24 protein-coding genes are annotated in these 19,327 nt (G+C 75.5%); 12 read left to right on the top strand and 12 right to left on the bottom strand.

What is annotated here, in order from left to right; all coding sequences use genetic code 11:
• Positions 1-32: 32 nt before the first annotated feature.
• Together MF672_RS19490 and MF672_RS19485 are read right to left on the bottom strand one after the other, a co-directional pair.
• Entirely contained in the window at positions 33-596 is a 564-nt protein-coding gene (locus MF672_RS19490; RefSeq protein ID WP_242382041.1) for a hypothetical protein, read from the bottom strand.
• Between the two features lie 508 nt (positions 597-1,104).
• The gene (locus tag MF672_RS19485) at positions 1,105-2,025 is read right to left on the bottom strand and encodes a DUF8094 domain-containing protein (protein ID WP_242382042.1); all 921 of its coding nucleotides are present in this window, start codon (positions 2,023-2,025) and stop codon (positions 1,105-1,107) included.
• Between the two features lie 175 nt (positions 2,026-2,200).
• On the opposite strand from MF672_RS19485, the gene MF672_RS19480 reads away from it, so the two are divergent.
• Positions 2,201-3,112 (top strand): RNA polymerase sigma-70 factor, encoded by a 912-nt coding sequence (locus MF672_RS19480; protein ID WP_242382045.1) that lies wholly within the window; start codon positions 2,201-2,203, stop codon positions 3,110-3,112.
• On the opposite strand, the gene MF672_RS19475 is transcribed toward MF672_RS19480, so the two are convergent.
• A complete protein-coding gene (locus MF672_RS19475) occupies positions 3,039-3,473 on the bottom strand; it encodes a helix-turn-helix domain-containing protein (protein ID WP_247815324.1) in 435 nt (144 codons plus the stop codon). The two genes, MF672_RS19480 and MF672_RS19475, sit on opposite strands and share 74 nt — an antisense overlap.
• A 119-nt stretch (positions 3,474-3,592) precedes the next feature.
• Complete coding sequence (locus MF672_RS19470) at positions 3,593-4,609, bottom strand: LacI family DNA-binding transcriptional regulator (RefSeq protein ID WP_242382440.1); 1,017 nt, start codon at positions 4,607-4,609, stop codon at positions 3,593-3,595.
• Positions 4,610-4,640: 31 nt separating this feature from the next.
• Here MF672_RS19470 and MF672_RS19465 point away from each other — a divergent pair, with 31 nt between their 5' ends.
• Positions 4,641-5,939 carry an MFS transporter gene (locus tag MF672_RS19465; RefSeq protein WP_242382441.1) on the top strand — a complete coding sequence of 433 codons (1,299 nt, stop codon included), beginning with the start codon at positions 4,641-4,643 and terminating at the stop codon, positions 5,937-5,939.
• Here the strand turns inward: MF672_RS19465 and ppk2 are convergent.
• Entirely contained in the window at positions 5,934-6,860 is a 927-nt protein-coding gene (gene ppk2, locus MF672_RS19460) for a polyphosphate kinase 2 (protein WP_242382442.1), read from the bottom strand. The two genes, MF672_RS19465 and ppk2, sit on opposite strands and share 6 nt — an antisense overlap.
• Before the next feature lie 146 nt (positions 6,861-7,006).
• On the opposite strand from ppk2, the gene MF672_RS19455 reads away from it, so the two are divergent.
• A complete protein-coding gene (locus MF672_RS19455) occupies positions 7,007-7,852 on the top strand; it encodes an NAD(P)H-binding protein (protein WP_242382443.1) in 846 nt (281 codons plus the stop codon).
• 37 nt (positions 7,853-7,889) lie between these two features.
• On the opposite strand, the gene MF672_RS19450 is transcribed toward MF672_RS19455, so the two are convergent.
• Entirely contained in the window at positions 7,890-8,567 is a 678-nt protein-coding gene (locus MF672_RS19450) for a TetR/AcrR family transcriptional regulator (protein ID WP_242382444.1), read from the bottom strand.
• A gap of 84 nt (positions 8,568-8,651) precedes the next feature.
• Between MF672_RS19450 and MF672_RS19445 the strand changes: the two genes are divergently transcribed.
• Together MF672_RS19445 and MF672_RS19440 are read left to right on the top strand one after the other, a co-directional pair.
• Positions 8,652-9,323 (top strand): MFS transporter, encoded by a 672-nt coding sequence (locus tag MF672_RS19445; RefSeq protein ID WP_247815323.1) that lies wholly within the window; start codon positions 8,652-8,654, stop codon positions 9,321-9,323.
• A complete protein-coding gene (locus MF672_RS19440; RefSeq protein WP_247815322.1) occupies positions 9,302-10,087 on the top strand; it encodes an MFS transporter in 786 nt (261 codons plus the stop codon). The genes MF672_RS19445 and MF672_RS19440 overlap by 22 nt, the downstream gene beginning before the upstream one ends.
• Positions 10,088-10,125: 38 nt before the next feature.
• Here the strand turns inward: MF672_RS19440 and MF672_RS19435 are convergent, their stop codons facing one another.
• Positions 10,126-11,286, bottom strand: a complete 1,161-nt coding sequence (locus tag MF672_RS19435; protein ID WP_247815321.1) for an MFS transporter — start codon at positions 11,284-11,286, stop codon at positions 10,126-10,128.
• 165 nt (positions 11,287-11,451) lie between these two features.
• On the opposite strand from MF672_RS19435, the gene MF672_RS19430 reads away from it, so the two are divergent.
• Complete coding sequence (locus MF672_RS19430) at positions 11,452-11,940, top strand: MarR family winged helix-turn-helix transcriptional regulator (RefSeq protein ID WP_242382447.1); 489 nt, start codon at positions 11,452-11,454, stop codon at positions 11,938-11,940.
• Entirely contained in the window at positions 11,937-12,320 is a 384-nt protein-coding gene (locus MF672_RS19425; RefSeq protein ID WP_242382448.1) for a hypothetical protein, read from the top strand. Before MF672_RS19430 ends, MF672_RS19425 begins: the two co-directional genes overlap by 4 nt.
• Positions 12,321-12,597: 277 nt before the next feature.
• Here the strand turns inward: MF672_RS19425 and MF672_RS19415 are convergent, their stop codons facing one another.
• Together MF672_RS19415 and MF672_RS19410 are read right to left on the bottom strand one after the other, a co-directional pair.
• The gene (locus MF672_RS19415; RefSeq protein WP_242382449.1) at positions 12,598-13,248 is read right to left on the bottom strand and encodes a copper resistance CopC family protein; all 651 of its coding nucleotides are present in this window, start codon (positions 13,246-13,248) and stop codon (positions 12,598-12,600) included.
• A gap of 71 nt (positions 13,249-13,319) precedes the next feature.
• On the bottom strand, positions 13,320-13,571 hold the full coding sequence (locus tag MF672_RS19410) for a hypothetical protein (RefSeq protein WP_247815320.1): 252 nt from the start codon (positions 13,569-13,571) through the stop codon (positions 13,320-13,322).
• On the opposite strand from MF672_RS19410, the gene MF672_RS19405 reads away from it, so the two are divergent.
• From MF672_RS19405 to MF672_RS19390, 4 genes are all read left to right on the top strand, one after another.
• Positions 13,557-13,991 (top strand): hypothetical protein, encoded by a 435-nt coding sequence (locus MF672_RS19405; RefSeq protein WP_247815319.1) that lies wholly within the window; start codon positions 13,557-13,559, stop codon positions 13,989-13,991. The two genes, MF672_RS19410 and MF672_RS19405, sit on opposite strands and share 15 nt — an antisense overlap.
• A gap of 250 nt (positions 13,992-14,241) precedes the next feature.
• Positions 14,242-14,478 carry a hypothetical protein gene (locus tag MF672_RS19400; protein WP_242382451.1) on the top strand — a complete coding sequence of 79 codons (237 nt, stop codon included), beginning with the start codon at positions 14,242-14,244 and terminating at the stop codon, positions 14,476-14,478.
• Between the two features lie 64 nt (positions 14,479-14,542).
• Entirely contained in the window at positions 14,543-15,166 is a 624-nt protein-coding gene (locus MF672_RS19395) for a TetR/AcrR family transcriptional regulator (RefSeq protein ID WP_242382452.1), read from the top strand.
• Positions 15,163-16,554: a phenylacetate--CoA ligase family protein gene (locus MF672_RS19390; protein WP_242382453.1), complete on the top strand. Its 1,392-nt coding sequence runs from the start codon at positions 15,163-15,165 to the stop codon at positions 16,552-16,554. Before MF672_RS19395 ends, MF672_RS19390 begins: the two co-directional genes overlap by 4 nt.
• A gap of 13 nt (positions 16,555-16,567) precedes the next feature.
• On the opposite strand, the gene MF672_RS19385 is transcribed toward MF672_RS19390, so the two are convergent.
• From MF672_RS19385 to MF672_RS19375, 3 genes are all read right to left on the bottom strand, one after another.
• The gene (locus MF672_RS19385) at positions 16,568-16,861 is read right to left on the bottom strand and encodes a TraR/DksA family transcriptional regulator (protein WP_242382454.1); all 294 of its coding nucleotides are present in this window, start codon (positions 16,859-16,861) and stop codon (positions 16,568-16,570) included.
• Between the two features lie 95 nt (positions 16,862-16,956).
• Positions 16,957-17,337: a hypothetical protein gene (locus tag MF672_RS19380; protein ID WP_242382455.1), complete on the bottom strand. Its 381-nt coding sequence runs from the start codon at positions 17,335-17,337 to the stop codon at positions 16,957-16,959.
• Positions 17,338-17,401: 64 nt separating this feature from the next.
• Positions 17,402-18,409 carry a metallophosphoesterase family protein gene (locus tag MF672_RS19375; protein WP_247815318.1) on the bottom strand — a complete coding sequence of 336 codons (1,008 nt, stop codon included), beginning with the start codon at positions 18,407-18,409 and terminating at the stop codon, positions 17,402-17,404.
• Positions 18,410-18,571: 162 nt separating this feature from the next.
• On the opposite strand from MF672_RS19375, the gene MF672_RS19370 reads away from it, so the two are divergent.
• Complete coding sequence (locus tag MF672_RS19370) at positions 18,572-19,300, top strand: hypothetical protein (protein WP_242376613.1); 729 nt, start codon at positions 18,572-18,574, stop codon at positions 19,298-19,300.
• Positions 19,301-19,327 lie beyond the last annotated feature (27 nt).

The following is a 19,327-nucleotide window of genomic DNA, read 5'->3' as shown; positions in this document are numbered from 1 at the left end:
CGCCTTGACAGGTACCCGGAGGGGCCTGCCGCTCAGGGCACGAGCAGGTTGACGGCCACCCCGATCGGGATCGACGCCAGCGCGCCGAGGGCGAAGAAGAACCACTGCTGACGCCGCTCGGCCTGAATGGCGGTCCTGGTCTCCCTCATGAGGATCTGGCGGATCTTCTCCGCCTCTTCCTCGTCGATGTCGAGGATCTGCTGCTGCCGCTCGGCTTCCTCGAGAAGTGCTTGACGAGCGATCTGCTGAGCTGCCAGGTCGCGCCGGAGCTCGTCCATGAGAGCGGCAGCTTCCGCGAACGCCGAGTTGACGCGCTCGATCCGGCGCTGCAGGCGTCTGCCAGGATCTTCTGCCGCCTGGCGTAAGCGCTCTGAGGTGCCGGTTCTTTCCAGCTTGATCGCTATCAGGGGTACGCCCAGCTTGTCCCCGAGGACGACGCCGCCTGCGACCAGCAGCCAGGAGCCGGCGATCAGGGCCGCGCCGCGGAGCCTGTCGTCATCGGCGAACAGCATGCCGAACCCGGTCCAGAAGCTGACGATGGCAGCCCCTAACAGGGTCCACAGGACGATTCTGCCGATCATGCGTTGTGTGCCCATGGATTCATTGGATCGCTTCGGAGCGCTCCTTCGCCATGAGGGGGTTTCCGGCAGAGGTCGTGGTCGGAGTTGCGCGTGCCGTCACCGGCTGCGAGCCTCGCGTTGCTCGCCTGCGGCCCGGTGGTCGTCGCGGTGCGGCTGCCGGCCCGGGCGCGTGGCTCGTCGCGGGTGAGGTCCTGGGGTCTGTTCGCGGGGACGGGGCCGGCGGTCCCCGGGTTCCTGGCGATGGCCCTCGCCGCGGCGGCGGCGCGGGCGGCGCTTCCGCCCGGCCGTCATCGGCGACCGGGCGCTGCTGCGGCTGCGGGGGACCGCCGCGCAAGCGGATCCCCGCCAAGGCCGTCAGGTCCCGCGGCCCCCTCGCCGGCGAGGTCTTCATCCCGATCGAGGTGACCCGGGGCCTGGGGCTGCCCACCGAGCCGGGGCAACTGATCGTCGACCCCGGCGCACACCTGACGACGGAGATCGAACGGGAACGGATCGCCTGACGACCGGGGTCGGCGTCGGTGGGTCAGGAGAACCAGTTGGCGCCGAGTTCGCGGATGGTCCTGCTGCCCTTGGGGACCAGGAGGGCCTCGCTGAGCACCTGGTTGACGCTCTTGGTGGAGTTCACCAGGGCGAACAGGAAGAACGAGCCGCCGTCGGCGGTGCGGAAGCCGAACACCGAGCCGTGGCCGGCGAAGCGCACGTACATGCCCTTGTTGACGGCCGGGAACGCCTTGCGGCTGTAGCTGTCCCTGGCCAGGCGGTAGCCGGAGGCGCCCTCCTTCTTCTCGTTGTTCCAGAAGTTGCGGTACTCCTCGGCGACCGCCGCGGCCATGGTGGCGTTCATGTCGGTGACGTGGCCGGCGGCGTCGAGCAGCGGCTCGGGCGCGCGTTGTCCCCAGTGGAGCGGGGTGGCGACGGCCAGCTTGAAAGGCCCGCCGGGGGCGCGGAAGAAGGCCAGCAGATGCGGGCGGGCGTGGCCCTTGACGTCCTTGTAGGTGGCCTTGGCGATGAACCAGTCGCCGATCGGGGGCTGGCGCTCGGGCCGCGGCAGGTAGACGGCCGGGGTGCCGGTCGGGTGGATGGGCTTGTGGCCCGGCTTCCAGCCGAAGGTCTCGTGGTTGCGTTCGAGCACGCCCTCGTGCAGCGCCGCCTCGATGAACAGCGCGTCGAGGCGGCTGTTCTGCCGCCACCACTTGCGCCGCTTGAGCGTGGCGTTGTAGTCGTCCAGCCAGGTCAGCAGGGCTTTCCGGGCTTCGGGGGCGGTCAGCGCCGCTCGTGCGGGGGAGGAGGGTGCGGGAGTCGGGGTGGGGGTGGACGCGACGGGGGTTGAGGTGGGGGTCGCGGTGGGGGAGGGCGGGGCGGCGGGCCAGGGGATGCGGCCGGGTACGGCGGCGCAGCCGGACAGGGTCACGGCGAAGGCCGCGATCAGCAGCGTTCTGCGCACCGATTACACTCCCGGGAACGAGCGACGACAGGTCCGAAAGAGAACTTATCGGACATCCGATGGCCGCTCGCGCCGGCTGTGTGACGTGCGCCACTGATCGCGGCTGTCACAGAGCCGGCGCGGCCGGTGTCTTGTGCGTATGGAGCAGACGAAGGCGAGCGGGCAGGAGCCGGTGATGACGGAGGGCAGCGGGACGGGCACGGGGGCGGGCGAGCGGCTGGACGCGGCGACCGAGGCGTTCGTCGCGCACCGCAACCTGCTGTTCACCGTCGCCTACGAGATGCTGGGCTCGGCCGCCGACGCCGAGGACGTCCTCCAGGAGACCTGGCTGCGCTGGTCCGGCGTCGACCTCGCCGAGGTGCGCGACCACCGCGCCTACCTGGTGCGCGTCGCCACCCGGCAGGCCCTCGGCCGGCTGCGCACGCTCAGCCGGCGCAAGGAGTCCTACGTCGGGCCGTGGCTGCCCGAGCCGCTGCTGACCGCGCCCGACGTGGCCGAGGACGTCGAGCTGGCCGACAGCGTCTCGATGGCGATGCTGCTGGTGCTGGAGACGCTGCAGCCGACCGAGCGGGCGGTGTTCGTGCTGCGCGAGGTGTTCGACCTCGACTACGACGAGATCGCCGAGGCCGTCGGCAAGAACCAGGCCGCGGTGCGGCAGATCGCGCACCGGGCGCGGGCGCACGTGGCCGCCCGCCGTCCGCGCGGGGCCGTCAGCCAGGACGAGACGCGCGGCGCGATCGAGGCGTTCCGGCAGGCGGTCGAGACCGGCGACCTGCAGCACCTGCTCGACATCCTCGCGCCCGACGTGGTGCTGCTCGGCGACGGCGGCGGCGTCGTACGGGCCGCGCTCGAACCCGTCGTGGGGGCCGACGGCGTCGCGTACGTGCTGCGCCGGATCGCCGAGGCCGCGGGGACCCTGGAGCCGGTGCAGGTTAACGGCCATCCGGCGCTCGTGGTCCGGCGCGACGGCGCCCTCGACTCGGTCATCGCGCTGCGCGTCGAGGACGGTCTCATCACCGGCCTCTACGCCGTGCGCAATCCGGAGAAGCTGTCGCACATGCGGGAGGAGACCATCCTGAGCCGCTGAACGGCGGCCAGGGGCCCGGCCGGACGACGAGGCGCGGCGGGGGCGCGGGGGCGGCCGTGCTCTGCGGGGACGGCGGCGCGGGGGCGGCCGTGCTCCGCGGGGTCGGCGGCGCGGCGGCCCGGGGGAGGCGTCCCCGGGCGGCGGCGGCCAGCAGGGCCAGTTCCGCCGGGCCCAGGCCGAGCGCCTCGCCCAGCAGCCGCAGCGACGAGCTGCGCGGGCGGTGCGGGCCGCCCTGCTCCATCCGCCGGATCGTGCGGGTGCTCAGGCCGGTCTTCTCGGCCAGTTGCTCCTGGGTGAGCAGGGCGCGTTCCCGCCAGCGCCGCAGCAGGGCGCCGAGGGTGTGCTCGTCGCTCGTGGTCATCGTCGTCCGCCTTCCGTGGATGCGGTCCGTCGTCGGATGCGGTCCATCGTCTCCGTGGCGGGTTCGCGCGGCGTCCGCCGCGGAGCGGGGGTCGCGCTACTCCCTGAGGGGTACGGCGGTCACGGGGTGATGCTCCACGGGATGTCGCGGTCGCCGGCCGTCCCGGGGTGCAGGGCGAGCCGGGCGCAGCGGCGGCCCTGGTCGCGCAGCGGGTTCGTGACCGACGTGAAACCGGCCAGCCGGCCCTCCGGCGAGGCGTCCCAGCCGAGGTAGCCGGCGTCGGGACGGGTCTCGCCGAGTGCCTGGCGGGCGCCCAGGGCGAGCTCGTCGCTCATGGCGATGACGAGCGGGCGCGGGGACAGGCGGCCGGCGAGCTCGCGCGCCGCGGCCGCGCCGTCGTGCCTGCTGTTGCGGGCGACCACGGCGACAGGGACGTCCGCCCAGCTCAGGCCGGCCGCCTCGACGGCGGCGCGGTAGCCGCGCAACCGGGCCTCGGTGACGGGGAACGGCACGCGCGCGGGCAGGTCGGCGCCGGTGCCCACCAGCGGCTCGCGGCCCCGGTCGAGCGGGAACGCGATCACCGCGGGCGCCCGGCCGTCGCGGAGCCCGTGGGCGGCGACGGCGCGGGCGGCCTCGTAGTCGTCCTGGGTGACGCAGGCGATGCCGTCGCGGGCCGGGCCGCCCTGGATGACGGCGGGCCGCGGGTCCTCGGCGACCGCGGCCAGCACCGGGTCGTCCTCCGCCGTGGTCCACAGCACGAACGCGTCGACCGCCGCCGACAGCACCCGGTCGGCGTCGGCGGCGTCGCCCCGCGTCGGCAGGAAGGTCAGGCCGTGGTCCTCCTCGACGCAGACCTCCGCCACGCCCGCCAGGAACCGGGCCGCCTGCGGGTCGTCGAAGGCGTACGTCAGGTGCTCGCTGAACACCATGCCGAGCTGCCGGGTCCGGCCGGACCGCAGCGCCCGGCCCACCGCGTCGGGACGGTAGCCCAGCTCGGCGGCGGCGCGGCGGACGCGCTCGCGGGTGGCGTCGGCGACCCTGCCCGGGCGGGTGAAGGCGTAGGAGGCCGTCATGAGGGAGACGCCGGCGCGGGCCGCCACGTCCTTCAGCGTCACGCGTCTGCGGTGGGTGGACACGGACCCATGGTAGTTGTGTAGCGTTACACACATGGTGGCTTCGATCGTCCGGCGCGGCGAGCTGTCCCGCGCGGCGCCCTTTCTGTGCTTCGCCGGGTTCGGTGTGTTCTGGGGGGTGTGGGGGGCCACGCTGCCGCTGCTGCGGGAGCGGGCAGGCGTCGATGACGCCGGGTTCGGGGTCGCGCTGCTGCTCGTGGGGGCGGGCGCGCTGCCCGCCATGCTGCTGACCGGGCGGCTCGTGGACGCGCTCGGGCTGCGCACGGCGGGCACGCTGCTCGCGACGCTGGGCGTGCTGGGCGTCGTGCTGTCGGTCGTCCCGGCCGGGTACGCCGGGTTGTGCGCCGGCATCCTGCTGGTGGGGGCGGGGTCGGGGGCGTGCGACGTGGCGATCAACACGCTGGCGGCGACCGTCGAGAGGCGGACCGGGCGGCCGGTCGTGGCCCGGTCGCACGCCGCCTTCTCCGGCGCGGTGGCGCTGTCCAGCCTCGGGGCCGGGGCGCTCGCCGGGCTGGCGGGGAGCCTGGTGGTCAACTTCGCGGCGGCGGGCGCCGTCGTGGTCGCCCTCGGCGCGGCGGCGGTGGCGCGCACGGGGGCCGCCACCACGGCCGGCGACGACCACCCCGCCCCTGGCACCACGCCCGGCGACGTCCACCCCGCCCCTGGCACCACGGCCGGCGACGACCACCCCGCCCCCGCCTCCACGGTCGGCGACGACCACTCCGCGCCTGCCCCCGCGCGCGGTGCGGCGGTGCTGTGGGGCGGGCTGGTCGTGGTGGGGGCGGTCGGGGCGCTGGCGTTCGCGGCCGAGAACGCCTACCAGTCCTGGGCGGCGGTCCTGCTGACCGACACGTTCGCGGCCGGTCCCGCCGCGGCCGCCGCCGCCCCGGCCGCCTTCGCCGCGACGGCCGCCCTGTCCCGGCTCGCCGCCGGCGCGTTCATGCTGCGCAGGCCGCTCGCCGCGCTGGCCGGGGGCGCCCTGGTCGCGACCGCCGGCGGCGTGCTCACGGCGCTCGCGCCGGTCCCGGCGCTCGCGGTGGCGGGCGTGGTCGTCGCGGCCTGCGGCACCGCCGCGCTGTTCCCCACGCTGCTGTCGTACGGGCTGCGCGACGTGCGCGGCGCCGCCCGCGGCCGGGCGACGTCCGCCGTCACCACCGTCGCCTACCTCGGCTTCCTCGCCGGCCCGGCCTGCTTCGGGCTGCTCGCCGACGCGGCCGGGGTGCAGCGGGCCTTCCTCGGCGTCGCCGCGGTGACCGGCGCGCTCCTGGTCACGATCCCGGCGCTGTCCGCGGCCGGCCGCCGCCTGCGGGCCGGGGGAGCGGCCGGGTCATGACGGCTCGTCCAGCGTGTGGTCCTCGTCGAAGATGTCGGCCGCGGAGATCACGATGCGCGGGTCGGGCGTGCCGACGATCTCGTGGTCCTTGTCCTCGTAGTCGAAGCGGCTGAGCACGTACCGCATCGCCTCCAGCCGGGCGCGCTTCTTGTCGTTGCTCTTGATGACCGTCCACGGCGCGCACTCGGTGTCGGTGTGCAGGAACATCTCCTCCTTCGCCCGCGTGTAGTCGTCCCACTTGCGGAGCGAGGCGAGGTCCATCGGGGACAGCTTCCACTGCCGCACCGGGTCCACCTGCCGGATGATGAACCGGGTGCGCTGCTCGGCCCGCGACACCGAGAACCACAGCTTCACCAGGTGCAGGCCCGACTCCACCAGCAGGCTCTCCAGGCGCGGCGTCTGCTCGATGAACTCCAGGTACTCCTCGTCGCTGCAGAACCCCATGACCCGCTCCACCCCGGCCCGGTTGTACCAGGAGCGGTCGAACAGCACCATCTCCCCCTTGGCCGGCAGATGGGCGATGTACCGCTGGAAGTACCACTGGCCGCGCTCGCGCTCGCTCGGCTTCTCCAGCGCCACGACGGTCGCGCCGCGCGGGTTGAGGTGCTCCATGAACCGCTTGATCGTGCCGCCCTTGCCGGCCGCGTCGCGGCCCTCGAAGAGGATCACCAGCCGCTGCCCGGTGTCCTTGATCCAGTACTGCAGCTTGAGCAGCTCGATCTGCAGCAGCCGCTTGTCGCGCTCGTACTCGTGGCGCGAGAGCCGCTCGTCGTACGGGTAGTGCTGGCGCCAGGTGTCCACCGGGGCGCCGTCGGCGCGCAGCAGCACCGGGTCGTCGTCCTCACGGTCGTCCACCCACAGTCCGGGCGTGGTGTCGAGCAGGTCCGGCTGCTGGGCGTCGGCGCGGGGGCTGGTGTCCATGGCGCTTCTCTTCACGAAAAGCGAGGCCGCTATGCGTGTCCGGCGGCAGCTTCCCGAAAATTCACCCGACGGTGCCCCGGGGTGTCACACTCCGGCCCTCGCCCGCCTCTCGGGATGCCGACATGACTACCAGGAGAGGACACCTCATGATCTTCGTGACCGGAGCGACGGGAACAGTGGGCCGCGCCGCCGTGGACCTGCTGCTGGAGGCAGGCGAGAAGGTGACCGCGGTGACCCGCGACCCGGGACGGGCCCGCCTGCCGGAGGGCGCGCGCGTGGTCCGGGGCGACCCGTCCGCGCCCGCCACGCTGGAGGAAGCGCTGGACGGCGCGCGGGCGATGCTCCTCAGCCCGCGCGCCGCCGGGCGCGGCCTCCGCGACCTGCTGGCGCTCGCCGCCGGGCGGGGGGTCGAGCGGGTGGTGCTGCTGTCGGCCGTGACCGTCGTGCACCCCGCGGGGCGGCCCGAGTTCGCGGCCGGGTTCCGGGCGGCCGAGGAGGCGGTGGCGGCCGCCGTCCCGCGCTGGACGTTCCTGCGCTGCGCCGACTTCGCCGCCAACACCCTGTCCTGGGCGCCGCAGATCCGCGCGACCGGCGTCGTGCGGGGCGCGTACGGCGACGCCGCCACCTCCCCGATCCACGAACGCGACATCGCGGCCGTCGCCGTCCACGCCCTGACCGGCCAGGGCCACGACGGGCAGGCGTACGTGCTCACCGGGCCGCACTCGCTCACCCAGCGCGACAAGGCCCGCCTCATCGGCGAGGCGATCGGGAGAACCGTCGGCTACGAGGAGGTGCCGCCCGAGCAGGTCCGGCAGGCGATGCTCGGCCAGGGCCTGCCCGAGGAGATCCCCGACCGGCTGCTGGGCTCGCTGGCCGACTACGCCGAGCGGCCGGGCCCGGCCACGGACGCGGTGCCGGCCGTCCTCGGCCGCCCCGCCCTCACCTTCGCCGCCTGGGCCGCCGAGCACGCCGGAGCCTTCCGGCGGGGCTGAGCAGGGCCCGCCGGACCGCCCCGCGGGCGACCTGGCCCTAGGAGTTCGAGGGGCGGGGGGCGGTCCCGGCGAGCAGGCCGTCGACGAAGGAGCGCAGCGCGCGCGGGTAGGTGTCGCGCGCGGCCAGCTCCGGCCACCGCTCGCCGAGCGCGGCCAGGCGCGGCAGCCCGGACATGTCCACGCCGGCGAAGAAGGCGGGCCGCTCGCCGTCCGTCCCGGTGGAGCGGGCGCGGACCAGGATCTCGCCGACGGTGAAGTACCAGATGCTGCGGAAGACGTGCACCGCCTGCTCGGGCGTGCACCCGTGATCCACCGCCCCCGCCAGGACGGCCTCCACCATGCGCAGCGACGACTTCCCGAGGCGGCCGAGGAAGCCGTCGGTGGTGAGGACCTCCGCGGCCCACGGCCAGGCGGCGAGGGAGTCGTGGATGGCGGTGGCCGCCGCGACGATGCGCTCGCGCGGCTCGCGGGGCAGGTCGAGGGCGAGCGTGCGGTCGGCGTGCTCGTTGAGGAGCTGGATGAGCAGGTCCTCGCGGTCGCGCACGTGGTGGTAGAGGGTCGTCGTGCCGATGCCCAGCTCGGCGGCCAGCCGCCGGACGGTCAGCTTCTCCCACCCGTCCCGGTCGATGATGCGGCGGGCCGCCGCCAGGATCTGCGGGCGTGAGGTCAGCGGCGGCCGGCCGGTGCGGCCTCGGGACGGTTCGGGTCGGGACACCGTCCCATCATGCTGCCCGGCCCCCTGCCTCGGCGAATCCGGCCGCCTCTCGACGGCGGGCGGTGCCGATGGTACTTTCGGAACATGTTCCGAAAGTCTGTGAGAGCCCTGGAGCCCGCGATCACCGCGACGGCGGAACCGCCGGCCAGGGCCGGAGTGACGCTCGCCGCCGTGGCCGTCGTGCAGTTCATGGTGTCGCTGGACCTGTCGGTCGTGAACGTCGGCCTCCCGCGCATCGCCGCCGGCCTCGGCTTCGGCGCGGTCGGCCTGACCTGGGTGATCCACGCCTACGCGCTCACCTTCGGCGGGCTGCTCCTGCTCGGCGGCAAGGCCGCCGACCGCTACGGCCGCAGGCGGGTGCTGCTGCTCGGGCTCGCCCTGTTCGGCCTCGCCTCGCTCCTCGGCGGCCTGGCCCAGGAGCCCGGCCACCTCGTCGCCGCCCGCGCCGCGCAGGGCGTGGGCGCCGCCGCGCTGGCGCCGGCCGCGCTGGCGCTGCTGACCGCCGCGTTCCCGGCCGGCCGGGCGCGGGTGCGGGCCTTCGGCGTGTGGAGCGCGATGAACGCCGCCGGCGGCGCGCTCGGCGTCCTGATCGGCGGCGTGCTCACCGAGTACGCCGGCTGGCGCTGGGTGATGTTCGTGAACGTGCCGATGGCCGCCGGCGCCCCGCCCTGGCCCGCCGGGTCCCGGCCGGGCCGCCCCCGGCGCGCGCCGGGCGGCCGGACGCGCTCGGCGCGGTGCTGGTCACGGCGGGCATGACGCTGCTGGTGTTCGGCGTCGTGCGCACCGGCGAGCACCCGTGGACGTCGCCGGTCACGCTGGTGACGCTGGCCGCCGCCGCCGTGCTGCTGGCCGCGTTCGCCGGGGTCGAGCGGACCACCGCCCGCGAGCCGCTGATCCGGCCCGGACTGCTCGCCAACCGCTCGGTCGCCGCCGCCAACGCCTACAACCTCCTGCTCGGCGCGGCCATGGCGGCGGCCTTCTACTTCGTCTCCCTCTACCTGCAGCGCGTGCTCGGCACCGGGCCGGCGCTGACCGGGCTGGAGTTCCTGCCGTTCGCGCTCGGCGTGGTCGCCGGGTCCGTGCTCGCCGTCCGGCTCGGCTACCGGGTCGCGCCGCGGACCCTGCTCGTCGCCGGCGGGCTGCTCACCGCGGCCGGGTTCGCCTGGTTCGGGCTGATCGGCCCGGACGGCGCGTTCGTCACCGACGTCCTCGGGCCGTCGGTGGTGGCCAGCGTCGGGTTCGGGCTCTGCCTCGGGCCGGTCGTCTCGACCGCCACCGCCGGGGTCGCGACGCACGAGAGCGGCACCGCCTCGGGGCTGCTCAACAGCTCGCGGCAGATCGGCGCGTCCCTCGGCCTGGCCGCCCTCGGCACCGCCGCCCAGAACCGCATCGGGCCCGTCGCCACCCCCGAGACCCTGACCGCCGGGTACGCGCTCGGGCTCACGCTCGGCGCGGCGCTGCTGATCGGCGCCGTCGTCATCGCCCTCGCCGTGCTGCGCGGCCCCGGCCGCGCGGGCTGAGCGCCGTCCCTCAGGCGGCGTCCCTCAGGCGGCGTCCCTCAGGCGGCGTACGCGGGGGCGGGGGCCCGTTCGGACGGGGTGACCAGCGCCGCCGCCAGGGCGAGCACGCCGGCGAGGGCAAAGGCCGGGCCGAACCCCGGGCCCGCGACGATCGCCCCGACCACGCCGGGGGTGACGGCGGCGACCAGGTTCTGCCCGGTGTTCTGGGCGCCCAGCGCGCGGCCCGCCCAGGCGCCCCCGGCCAGCTCGGACACGGCGGTGAAGGCCAGGCCGTTGCCGCTCATCGCGACCACCAGGGCGGCGATCATCAGCGGCGTCCCCCAGGGCGTGGCGACGGCGGCGGCCAGCAGCACCATCACGGCCCCGTTCACCAGGGCCAGCCGGCGCATCGGCCGCACCCGGCTGCCCGCCGCGTCCGACCAGCGCCCGCACGCCAGCCGCCCGCCCGCCCCGGCGAACTGCGCCGCGGCGACCAGGGCGCTGGCCCCGGCCACGTCCCAATGACGGGCGTGCACCAGGTACGTCAGCGCGAACGCCGCCGTGGCGAACTGCGGCACCACCAGCAACATGCTCGCGCCGTGCACCCGCCACAACGCCGGCTCCCGGTACGGGGACGCGGCGCGGGCCTGCCGCGCGGCGGCGGTGCGGGGCGGGTCGGCCACCAGCGCGCCCACCGCGACCGTCACGACCGCGCAGATCGCCGCCATGGCCAGCAACGTCCCGCGCACGCCGGTGAACAGCGGGGCCAGCACGCCCGCCACCGCCACGCCGATGGGCTGCGCGCACTGCCGCCAGCCCATCGCGACCCCGCGCCGCTCGCGCGGGAACCAGCCGAGCACCACCCGGCCGCTGGCCGCGTTCGCCGCCGCCCCCGAGGCCCCCGCCAGCGCGAACAGCACGCCCAGCGCGACGGGGTGGGCGGCGAACGCGGCGGCCGTCAGGAACGCGGTGGCGAGGGCCAGCCCCGCCGTCATGGCCAGCCGCTCGCCGTGGCGGTCGGCGACCCAGCCCCAGGCGATGAGGGTGGCCAGCATGCCGGCGCTGGGGGCGCCGACGAGGATCCCGGCCTGGGCGAGCGTGAGCCCCAGCTCCGCCTGGAGGGTGGGCAGGAGGAACGGCAGCCCGTACATGAAGACGCAGCCCGCGCCCTGTGCGGCCATGCCCAGGCTCAGCATGGCCCAGCGATTGGGGGATCTCATGCGGCAACTCTCTCATACGTCTCATTTACTAGGACAATTGTTCCCAGAATGTGAGATTGCCATAAAAGTAAGTACGTACTAATCTCTTTTCTTACTATGAAGGATGTACAGACTTATCAGCATGATCCGGACGGTTTCCTCTTCGACCCGCACACCAGAGCCGCCATGACCGCCTTCGCCGGCGGCGAGGACGACCTGCCCGCCCTGGAGGCGGGCGCCGCCGTCCGCACCGCCTACCACGCGATCGAGCGCATGCGCTCCCACGGCTCCGAGGGCCGGGGCGTCAGCGCGGGCGCGCTCGACCTGCTGCTCAGGCTCAGCACCGCCGCGCAGGGCATCAGCATCGGCGGCCTGGCCCGCGCCGCGGGCGTCAGCTCCCGCAACGTGACCGGCCTGGTCGACACGCTGGAGCGCGACGGGCTGGTGCGTCGCGTCCCCGACCCGGCCGACCGGCGTTCGGTCCTGACCGAGATCACGCCGGCCGGGCGCGCCTGGGTCGAGGCGTTCCGCGAGCCCTCCCGGCTGGCGATGCGCGCCATGTTCGACGGCTTCACCCCTGCCGAGCTGCGCCTCTTCCGCGACCTGTGCCTGCGGCTGGCCGCCAACCAGCACCGGCTCGCCGAACGCCTCGGCCGGGCGGAGGGCCGCCCGTGACCGCCGCCACCGCCCGGGAGCGGACCAGGGACGTCGTGCGCGGCTACCACGAGGCCCGCTTCCGCGGTGACGCGGCCGCCGCGGCGGCCTTCGTGGGGGAGCCGTTCCGCTTCCAGAGCCCGTTCATCAGCTCCGGCGACCGGGAGGGGCACCTGGCCACGCTGCCGGGCTTCGTGTCGATCGTCACCGGCGTCGAGCTGATCAGCGAGCTGTACGGCGACGGCGAGGCGACGCTCGTCTACGACGTCCACACCGCCACGCCGGCCGGCACCCAGCGCACCGCCGAGCACTTCCGCCTGGACGGCGGCCTGATCGTCGCGATCCTGCTGGTGTTCGACAGCGCGCCCTGGCAGCCGATGAAGGACCACATCGAGCCCTAGACACCGCAACCCGGCCCCCGCGCCGGACGCCGGGCGCGGGCTGACCGTCCGGCCCATGACCGGCGCGGACGCGGCCGCCTCCCGTGTGTCGGAGCGGTGCGTCTACTCCGGCGTGGTCGAGCACAGCGTCTGCGTGCACCCCGGCCGCCAGGGGCGAGGGGTCGGCCGCGCCCTGCACCGGGCGCTCGGCTTCCGCGTGGCCGGCGTCCGCGAGCGGGTCGGGCGGCACCACGGGGTGTGGCGCGACGTGCTGTTCGTCGAACGCCGCGCCCGGCCTCTAGCGAGCGCCCGGCCCCCCGGACGTCCGCCGCCGCCCCGCGAGGACGACGACCACGCCGGCGACGACGACCAGCGCACCCACCACGATCAGCGCGACGGGCACCCCCGGCCCGCCGCCCGCCGTCGCGGCGGCGGCCGGCGATGCCGAAGCCGAGGCCGAAGCCGAAGCCGATGCCGAAGCCGAGGCCGGGAGCGGCGCCGCTTCAGGGCTCTCGGACGCCGGGGCGCTCGCGGCCGGGGCGCTCGGGGACGGCGCGCTCGCGGACGGGGCCTTCACGGTGAAGGTGAGCTCCTTGGCCACAGGGTGGCCGTCGGCCGAGATGACGCGGAAGGCGATGCGGTAGCGCCCGTTCGCGAGGCCCGGTTCGAGGGCCTGCGTCACGGTGTCGCCCTTGACGCGCGGCTTGCCGTCGGCCACCTTCGCGCCGCCGGGGCCGGTGACGACGACCGTGGTGTAGACGGGGTTGACGTCCTCGGTGAAGACCAGCTCGATGCGGGACGGCGCCTCCTTCACGGTGGAGCCGTCCTCGGGGTCGCTGGACTTGAGCCCGGCGTGGGCGGAGGCCGCCGTCCCGGCAGTGACGAGCGCCGCCAGCGTGAGCGCGGCGAGGGCGAGAGCGCGGATGATCCAGGATCGGTGGGCAGTCACGGTGAACCTCTGAAGGGGGAGCGGGGCCGGTGGTCGCGTGCGCGCGACGGCCGCCCGCGGCCGTGCCGGGCTCAGGCGGCGTGCGCGGAGGCGGCCGCCGGCGGCCCGCGCCTGGACACGCCGTGCCCGGTCGGCGCCGGACGCGGCGCCACCGGCGGCGCGAACCGGGCGGGGGCCGCGCCGGGCCGCGCCGGGACGGCCGGAGGAGCCAGGACGGCCCGCAGCCGTACGGCGAGGCGGCGCAGCAGCGACCACAACAGGGTCTCGCCGTGCGACAACCAGAGCGCGCTGAGCCCGATCGCCCACCCGTGCATGAGCAGCATGCCGAGGCCGGGCACCAGCCCGACGTGCGGGTGCTGGGCGTGCCCCGCCGCCTCGGCCACGGCGTCGGCGGCGGAGAACAGCAGTGCAGCGCCACCTGCGTGGCCACCAGCGCGCCGCCGACCACGGCCGGGGCGCGCTCGCGCCCGGCCAGGAGGCAGGCGGGCAGGAAGCAGACGGCGAAGGCCGCCGCCGTGGACTCCACGGGCGCCGCCCCGCCGGCGACGGCGTGCGCCAGGCTGCCCAGGAAGAACGCCACCGCCGCGAACGCCGTGGCCCGCCACGCCCGCAGCGGCGCGCGGGCGAGGTCGGCGGCGGGCATGCCAGCATCATGGCACAGCGGGCTTTCGGCCGGCCGCGTCCGCGCAGAAGCCCGCACCGCCTTCCCGGCAGGGCCGGAGGGCAAGGTTTGGGCAAGCTAAGCACGGGGATCGGCATGGCGGGAGAACTTGTGCCTCGCGGGTTGTAAGGAAACCCATCCGCGGGAGGACGATCCTCCGCCGTGCCCCGGACCCGCCCGATGTCCGGGTCCGGTGCGGCGGGCATACTGCGAGGTGGCACGCCTGCCGGGCGCGCCGGGGGTGCGAGGGATGCGAAAGTTCCGGGTGTGACCTGGCGTGTCCTGGGCAAAAGCCCCTGGATCGAAAGCTCGACACCACGGAAAGGGCCACCATGACCGCCGACCAGCCCCTCCTCTGCCCGACCTGCCAGGGCGTGCTCGTCGCCACCGACAGCAGCGCGTACACCGCCTCCCGCGGCCGGCTGATCGTCACGAACGGCTACTGCCGGGGCCATCACACCCCCGCCGAGCAGGCCCAGCACTCCGCCTCCGCGCCCGCCGGGCCCAACGCCACCGCACCTGTGCGCCGCCCCGCGCACGTCACGGCCTCCTCCGCCGGACAGCACTGAGAGGATCCGCGCGAGTAGAAACTTCCAGTTGATGGAAGTTTCCATCGCGCGTATATTCGCTCGCGTGCAGGAATCACGCCGCGAACGGAAGAAACGCGAGACCCGGCAGCGCATCGTCAGGGCCGCGCTCCGGCTGATCGAGGAGCAGGGCTACGAGCAGACCACTGTGGCGCAGATCGCCGCCGCGGCCGACGTCGACCCCAAGACGTTCTTCAACTACTTCCGCAGCAAGGACGAGGTGCTGTTCAGCGACGTCGAGCAGGACTTCGACGTGCTGTTGGCCGCCGTCGCCGCACGCCGTCCGGGTGAGGGCCCGGGCGAGGTGCTGGCCCGCATGGTCGAGGAGTACGCCGCTCACCGCCGCGCCAAGGTGCCCGACAAGGAGCCCGAGGAGCTGTCCGCGACGGCCCGGGTGGCGCTGACCACGCCCGCGATCCAGGCCAAGGGCCTCTACCTGCTGCTCGACCTGCAGCAGCGCATCGCCGACGAGCTGGTCAAGGCGTTCCCCCGGCTCGACCCCGTCACCGCGGCCGCGATGACCGGCGCCCTGCTGGGCGCCCTGCAGCACGCGGGCCTGGCCAGCGTCCGGCTCGGCCGCTCCCAGCGGGAGCTGTGGGAGGCCTCCAGGCGTGGCCTCGACGTCGCCCTGCACGGGCTGCTGTCGGTCGAGGGCGGCGAGCAGGCATGACCGCCACCGACGACCGGCCGATCACCCGGGAGAGCCCGCGCGAGCTGGCCCGCGACGCGCGCGCCGCCGCCCGCGAGGGCGCGGACGGCATCGCCGGGCGGCAACGCGACCGCCTGGCCGCCATGGTGGCCCACGCCCGCGCCCGCTCGCCCTTCTACCGCGAGCTCTACCAGGGGCTGCCGGAACGGGTGGAGGACCCGGCGCTGCTCCCGGTCACCGACAAGAAGCTGCTGATGTCCCGCTTCGACGACTGGGCGGCCGACCGCGAGGTCACGCTGGAACGCGTACAGGACTTCGTCGCCGACCCCGCCCGCGTGGGGGAGCGCTTCCTCGGCCGCCACCTGGTGGTCACCACCTCCGGCACCAGCGGCCTGCGCGGCCTGTTCGTGATCGACGAGCGGACGCTCGCCGTGACCAACGCCGTCGGCGGGCGCGCCAGGGGCGGCCTCACCGCCAGGGACGCGCTGCGCCTGCTCGCCCGGGGCGCGCGCACCGCGATCGTCACCGCCCCAGGCGGCCACTTCTCCACCGTGGCGAGCGTCGAGCGGTTCCGCCGCGACCATCCCAGGCTGGCCTGGATGATGCGGGTCTTCTCCATCAACCAGCCCCTGCCCGACCTGGTCGCCCAGCTCAACCGCTACGACCCGGCCGGCCTCACCGGCTTCCTCAGCCAGCTCACGCTGCTGGCCGGCGAGCAGGAGGCGGGCCGCCTGCGGCTCCGCCCCGGCATGGTCATCGCGGGCGGCGAGACCGCGACCCCGGAGGCGCTGCGGCGGCTCGCCACCGCCTTCGGCGCCCAGGCCCGCGCCGCCTACGCCGCCTCCGAGTGCGGCTTCCTCAGCTTCGGCTGCGCCCACGGCTGGTACCACGTCAACAGCGACTGGGCGGTGGCCGAGCCGGTCGACGCCGAGCACCGGCCGGTGCCGCCGGGCCAGCCGTCGCACACCGTCCTGGTGAGCAACCTCGCCAACAGGGTCCAGCCCATCCTCCGCTACGACCTCGGCGACAGCGTGCTGCTGCGCCCCGACCCCTGCCCGTGCGGCAGCCCGTTCCCGGCCGTGCGGGTGCAGGGCCGCGCCGCCGACCTGCTCGCCTTCCCGGGCGAGGGCGGCGAGCCGGTACGCCTGTCGCCCATGATGTTCGGCACCCTGCTGGACCGGCTGCCGGGCGTCGAGCAGTACCAGATCGTCCAGACCGGGCCAGCCGCGCTGCTCGTCCGGCTGCGGCCCGCCGACGAGCGGGTCTGGCAGGTCGTCCGCGACGCGCTGGCCACGCTGCTGGCCGAGCACCACGCCGGCGACGTGGCCCTCGTCCGGGCCGAGGAGGCGCCGCAGCGCGAACCCGGCGGCAAGTTCCGCCGGGTCGTGCCCCTGGCGGCCCGCCCGTAGCGGGCCGCCCGGTCTACGCGGCCTTGTGGTGGTGCTCGGCGCAGCCGTCGCAGCGGGTGCGCTCGGGCCGCGCGGCGAGCTGCTCGTACGGGATCAGCGCCCCGCACCGCAGGCAGGTGCCGTAGCAGCCGCGGTCCATGCGCTCCAGGGCGGCCTCGAGGGCGGCCACCCGCCGCCGCGCCGGCCGGGAGCCCCGCGGGCGCTCGGCGGAGAGCTCGTCGTGCAGCAGCTCGCGCAGGCTCTCCAGCTGCGCGAGATGACGGTCGTAGTGCCGCATGAGGTCGTTGAGTGATCCAACGCCGGCCATGACGAAGATCGGCTCCTTCGGGGAAAGGCGATGGGGAAGGGGCGCGGCCCGCCACGGCGGGCGGCCCCGGGGAAGGGAACCAGTGCGCGAGCCGGTCAGATCAGCGGCGGGCTCCTGGAGCCCGCGGCGCAGTGCCCGAGCTGCTGCGGATCGCGGAACGCGGCCGGTTCGCGGCGCGTGGCGGGCAGCAGGGCGAGGCGGGCGGCCGCGGCCGTGCGCCGGTCACCGCGGAGCGGCGGCCAGAGCGGCAGGACGTGGTGCTCGCGGGCGGCGACGGGATGCGCCGGCGGCAGGCTCGACAGCTCGGCGTTGAGACCGTCGGGGGTCCAGCCGGAGTGCGAGACGGCGGCCGGTGCCCGGCCCGCGCCGGCGGAGCCCGCGTTCGTGCAGGCCGCCAGCACCATGGACAGCAGAACCAGGGCCACCACGCCGAGCCGCGCGATGGACCCGCGTGGCACCTTCCGCGGTCCCGCCATACCGGTGACACTAGCCCAGAAGACACCAGAAGGCTCGTACATCCATGGTCTGCCCGAAACCCGGTCACGAAGGGCGCAACACCGCCCGGTCCAGGACGTCGCCCGTGGCGGCAACGACGGTGATCGTGAGCGTGCCGGCCGTCACCTCGACCGCGGTGAAATGATGCCGCACGGCCGCCGCCGCGCGGCGCGGCGTGTCCCGGCACGGCCGCAGCCCGTACAGCCCGGCCCCGCCGCCGCCGGTCACCACGTACGTGACGCCGCCCGCCGAGACGAAGCGCTGGTAGTTGTGGTCGTGCCCGTTCAGCACGAGCGTGACGTGCCGGCGCTCCAGCACCGGCACCCACAGCCGGTCCACGGCCGCCGTGGAGCCGTGCGTGGAGCACGACCAGGCGGGCTGGTGGAACACCGCCACCCGGAACGGCGGGCCCGGCGCGGCCAGCCGGTCCTCCAGCCAGCGGGCCTGCCGCGCGTCCGGCCGGTTGGCGTCCAGGAACAGCAGCTCCACGCCGGCCAGCCGCCTGGCGAACGGCAGCGCGGGCAGCGCCAGGTGGCGTAGCTGGTCGCCGCCGTGGCCGCCCATCACGTCGTGGTTGCCGAGCGTGGCCCAGATCGAGCCCGTCCAGCGGGCGTACGGGCGGTCGAGCGTCTCGGCGAAGCGGGCCGGGGAGCCGTCGGGGTAGACGTTGTCGCCGGTGCCGACGATCGCGTCCACCCGGTGACCGGCGTCGGCCCAGCGCCCGATCGCCCGCGCCACGTCCCGCTGCGCCGCGCCGCCCGTCCCGAAGTCGCCCAGCGCCACGAACCCGCTCAGCACGGACGACCGCGGCGGGGTGCCGGCGCTCGCGGAGGGAGCGGCGCTGCCGGCCGGGGCGCTCGCGGTGGCGCGCGGCGTAGGGGCGCTCGCCGTGGGCGGCGGCGCGGGGGCGCCCGCGGGGGCGCAGGCCGACAGCGCGAGGAGCGCCGACAACGCGAGGAGCGCCCGCCACGCGAGGAGCGCCCGCCACGCGAGGAGCGCCCGCCACGCGAGGAGCGCCGGCGCAGCGGCGCGACCCCAGCGGTGGCGACCCATCCCGCCATCACACCACGCCGCCCACTCCCGGCACGAGCACCACCGCCCACCCCCGGGAGGGAGCCCCGCCGCGGGCCCGCGTCCCGTCCGTCGCCTCGTAGCGGCACAGCGGCCCCGTGGAGGCGTGATCGCCGATAGGCTCCGGCGCGGAAGGAGTCCCCCTTGCGTCGATCAGCCCTCCTCCTCCCGGTCGCCGCCCTGGCCGCCGCGGCGTACCCCACCTGGGACGACTGGAGCACCCGCCTCGGCACCCCCGACGGCGAGCCGCTGGCCTACAGCTGTGTCCTCTCGTTCGCCGGCTTCGCGGACACCTCGCCGTTCGGCCCGCTGCGCGGCGACCTGCACACCCTCACCTCCTGGACGACGACGTGGGGCGTCCCCGCCGTCGCGGTGCTCGCCGCGTTCGCGCTGCGGGGCTCGCCCCGGGCGGGCCGGTGGGCGGCGGCGGTCCTGACGCTGATCGCGGTGGCCGGGCCCGTCACCCCGGTGTGGTCCGGCGACGGCCCGTGCGACCCGCCGCTGCGCCTGCTCAGCCCGGCCTGGTTCGGGACGGTGGCCGAGGTGTGGGGCGGCCGGGAGCTGGCGCTCCTGGCGGCGGCGCTGCTGGTGCTGCTCGCCACCGGGCAGGGCGAGCGGCCCGCCGCGCCCCGCCCCGCGACGCCGGCCTGGCGGAGGGCGGTGACGCTGCTCATGGACTACCTGGTGATCTCCACGGTGACGGTTCTCGCCGTCCGCCTCACCGGCGGCTGGGGCATCGAGGTGGACGCCGGCCTGCTGCACTGGCTCACTCTCGGCGAGATCCTGCGGGAGCCCGCCCGGCTGTTGTTCTTCCCGGCCCTGGCCGGTTACGTACTGCTCCGGCGGAGGGGCGGCGACGCTGCGTCACCGTGAGGAGGCCGAGGGTGAGGCCCAGGGGTG

It is taken from the genome of Actinomadura luzonensis, assembly GCF_022664455.2.
GTDB lineage: Bacteria > Actinomycetota > Actinomycetes > Streptosporangiales > Streptosporangiaceae > Nonomuraea > Nonomuraea luzonensis.
The sequence above is the reverse complement of the archived record's forward strand: the minus strand, read 5'-3'. Positions and strand labels throughout refer to the sequence as shown.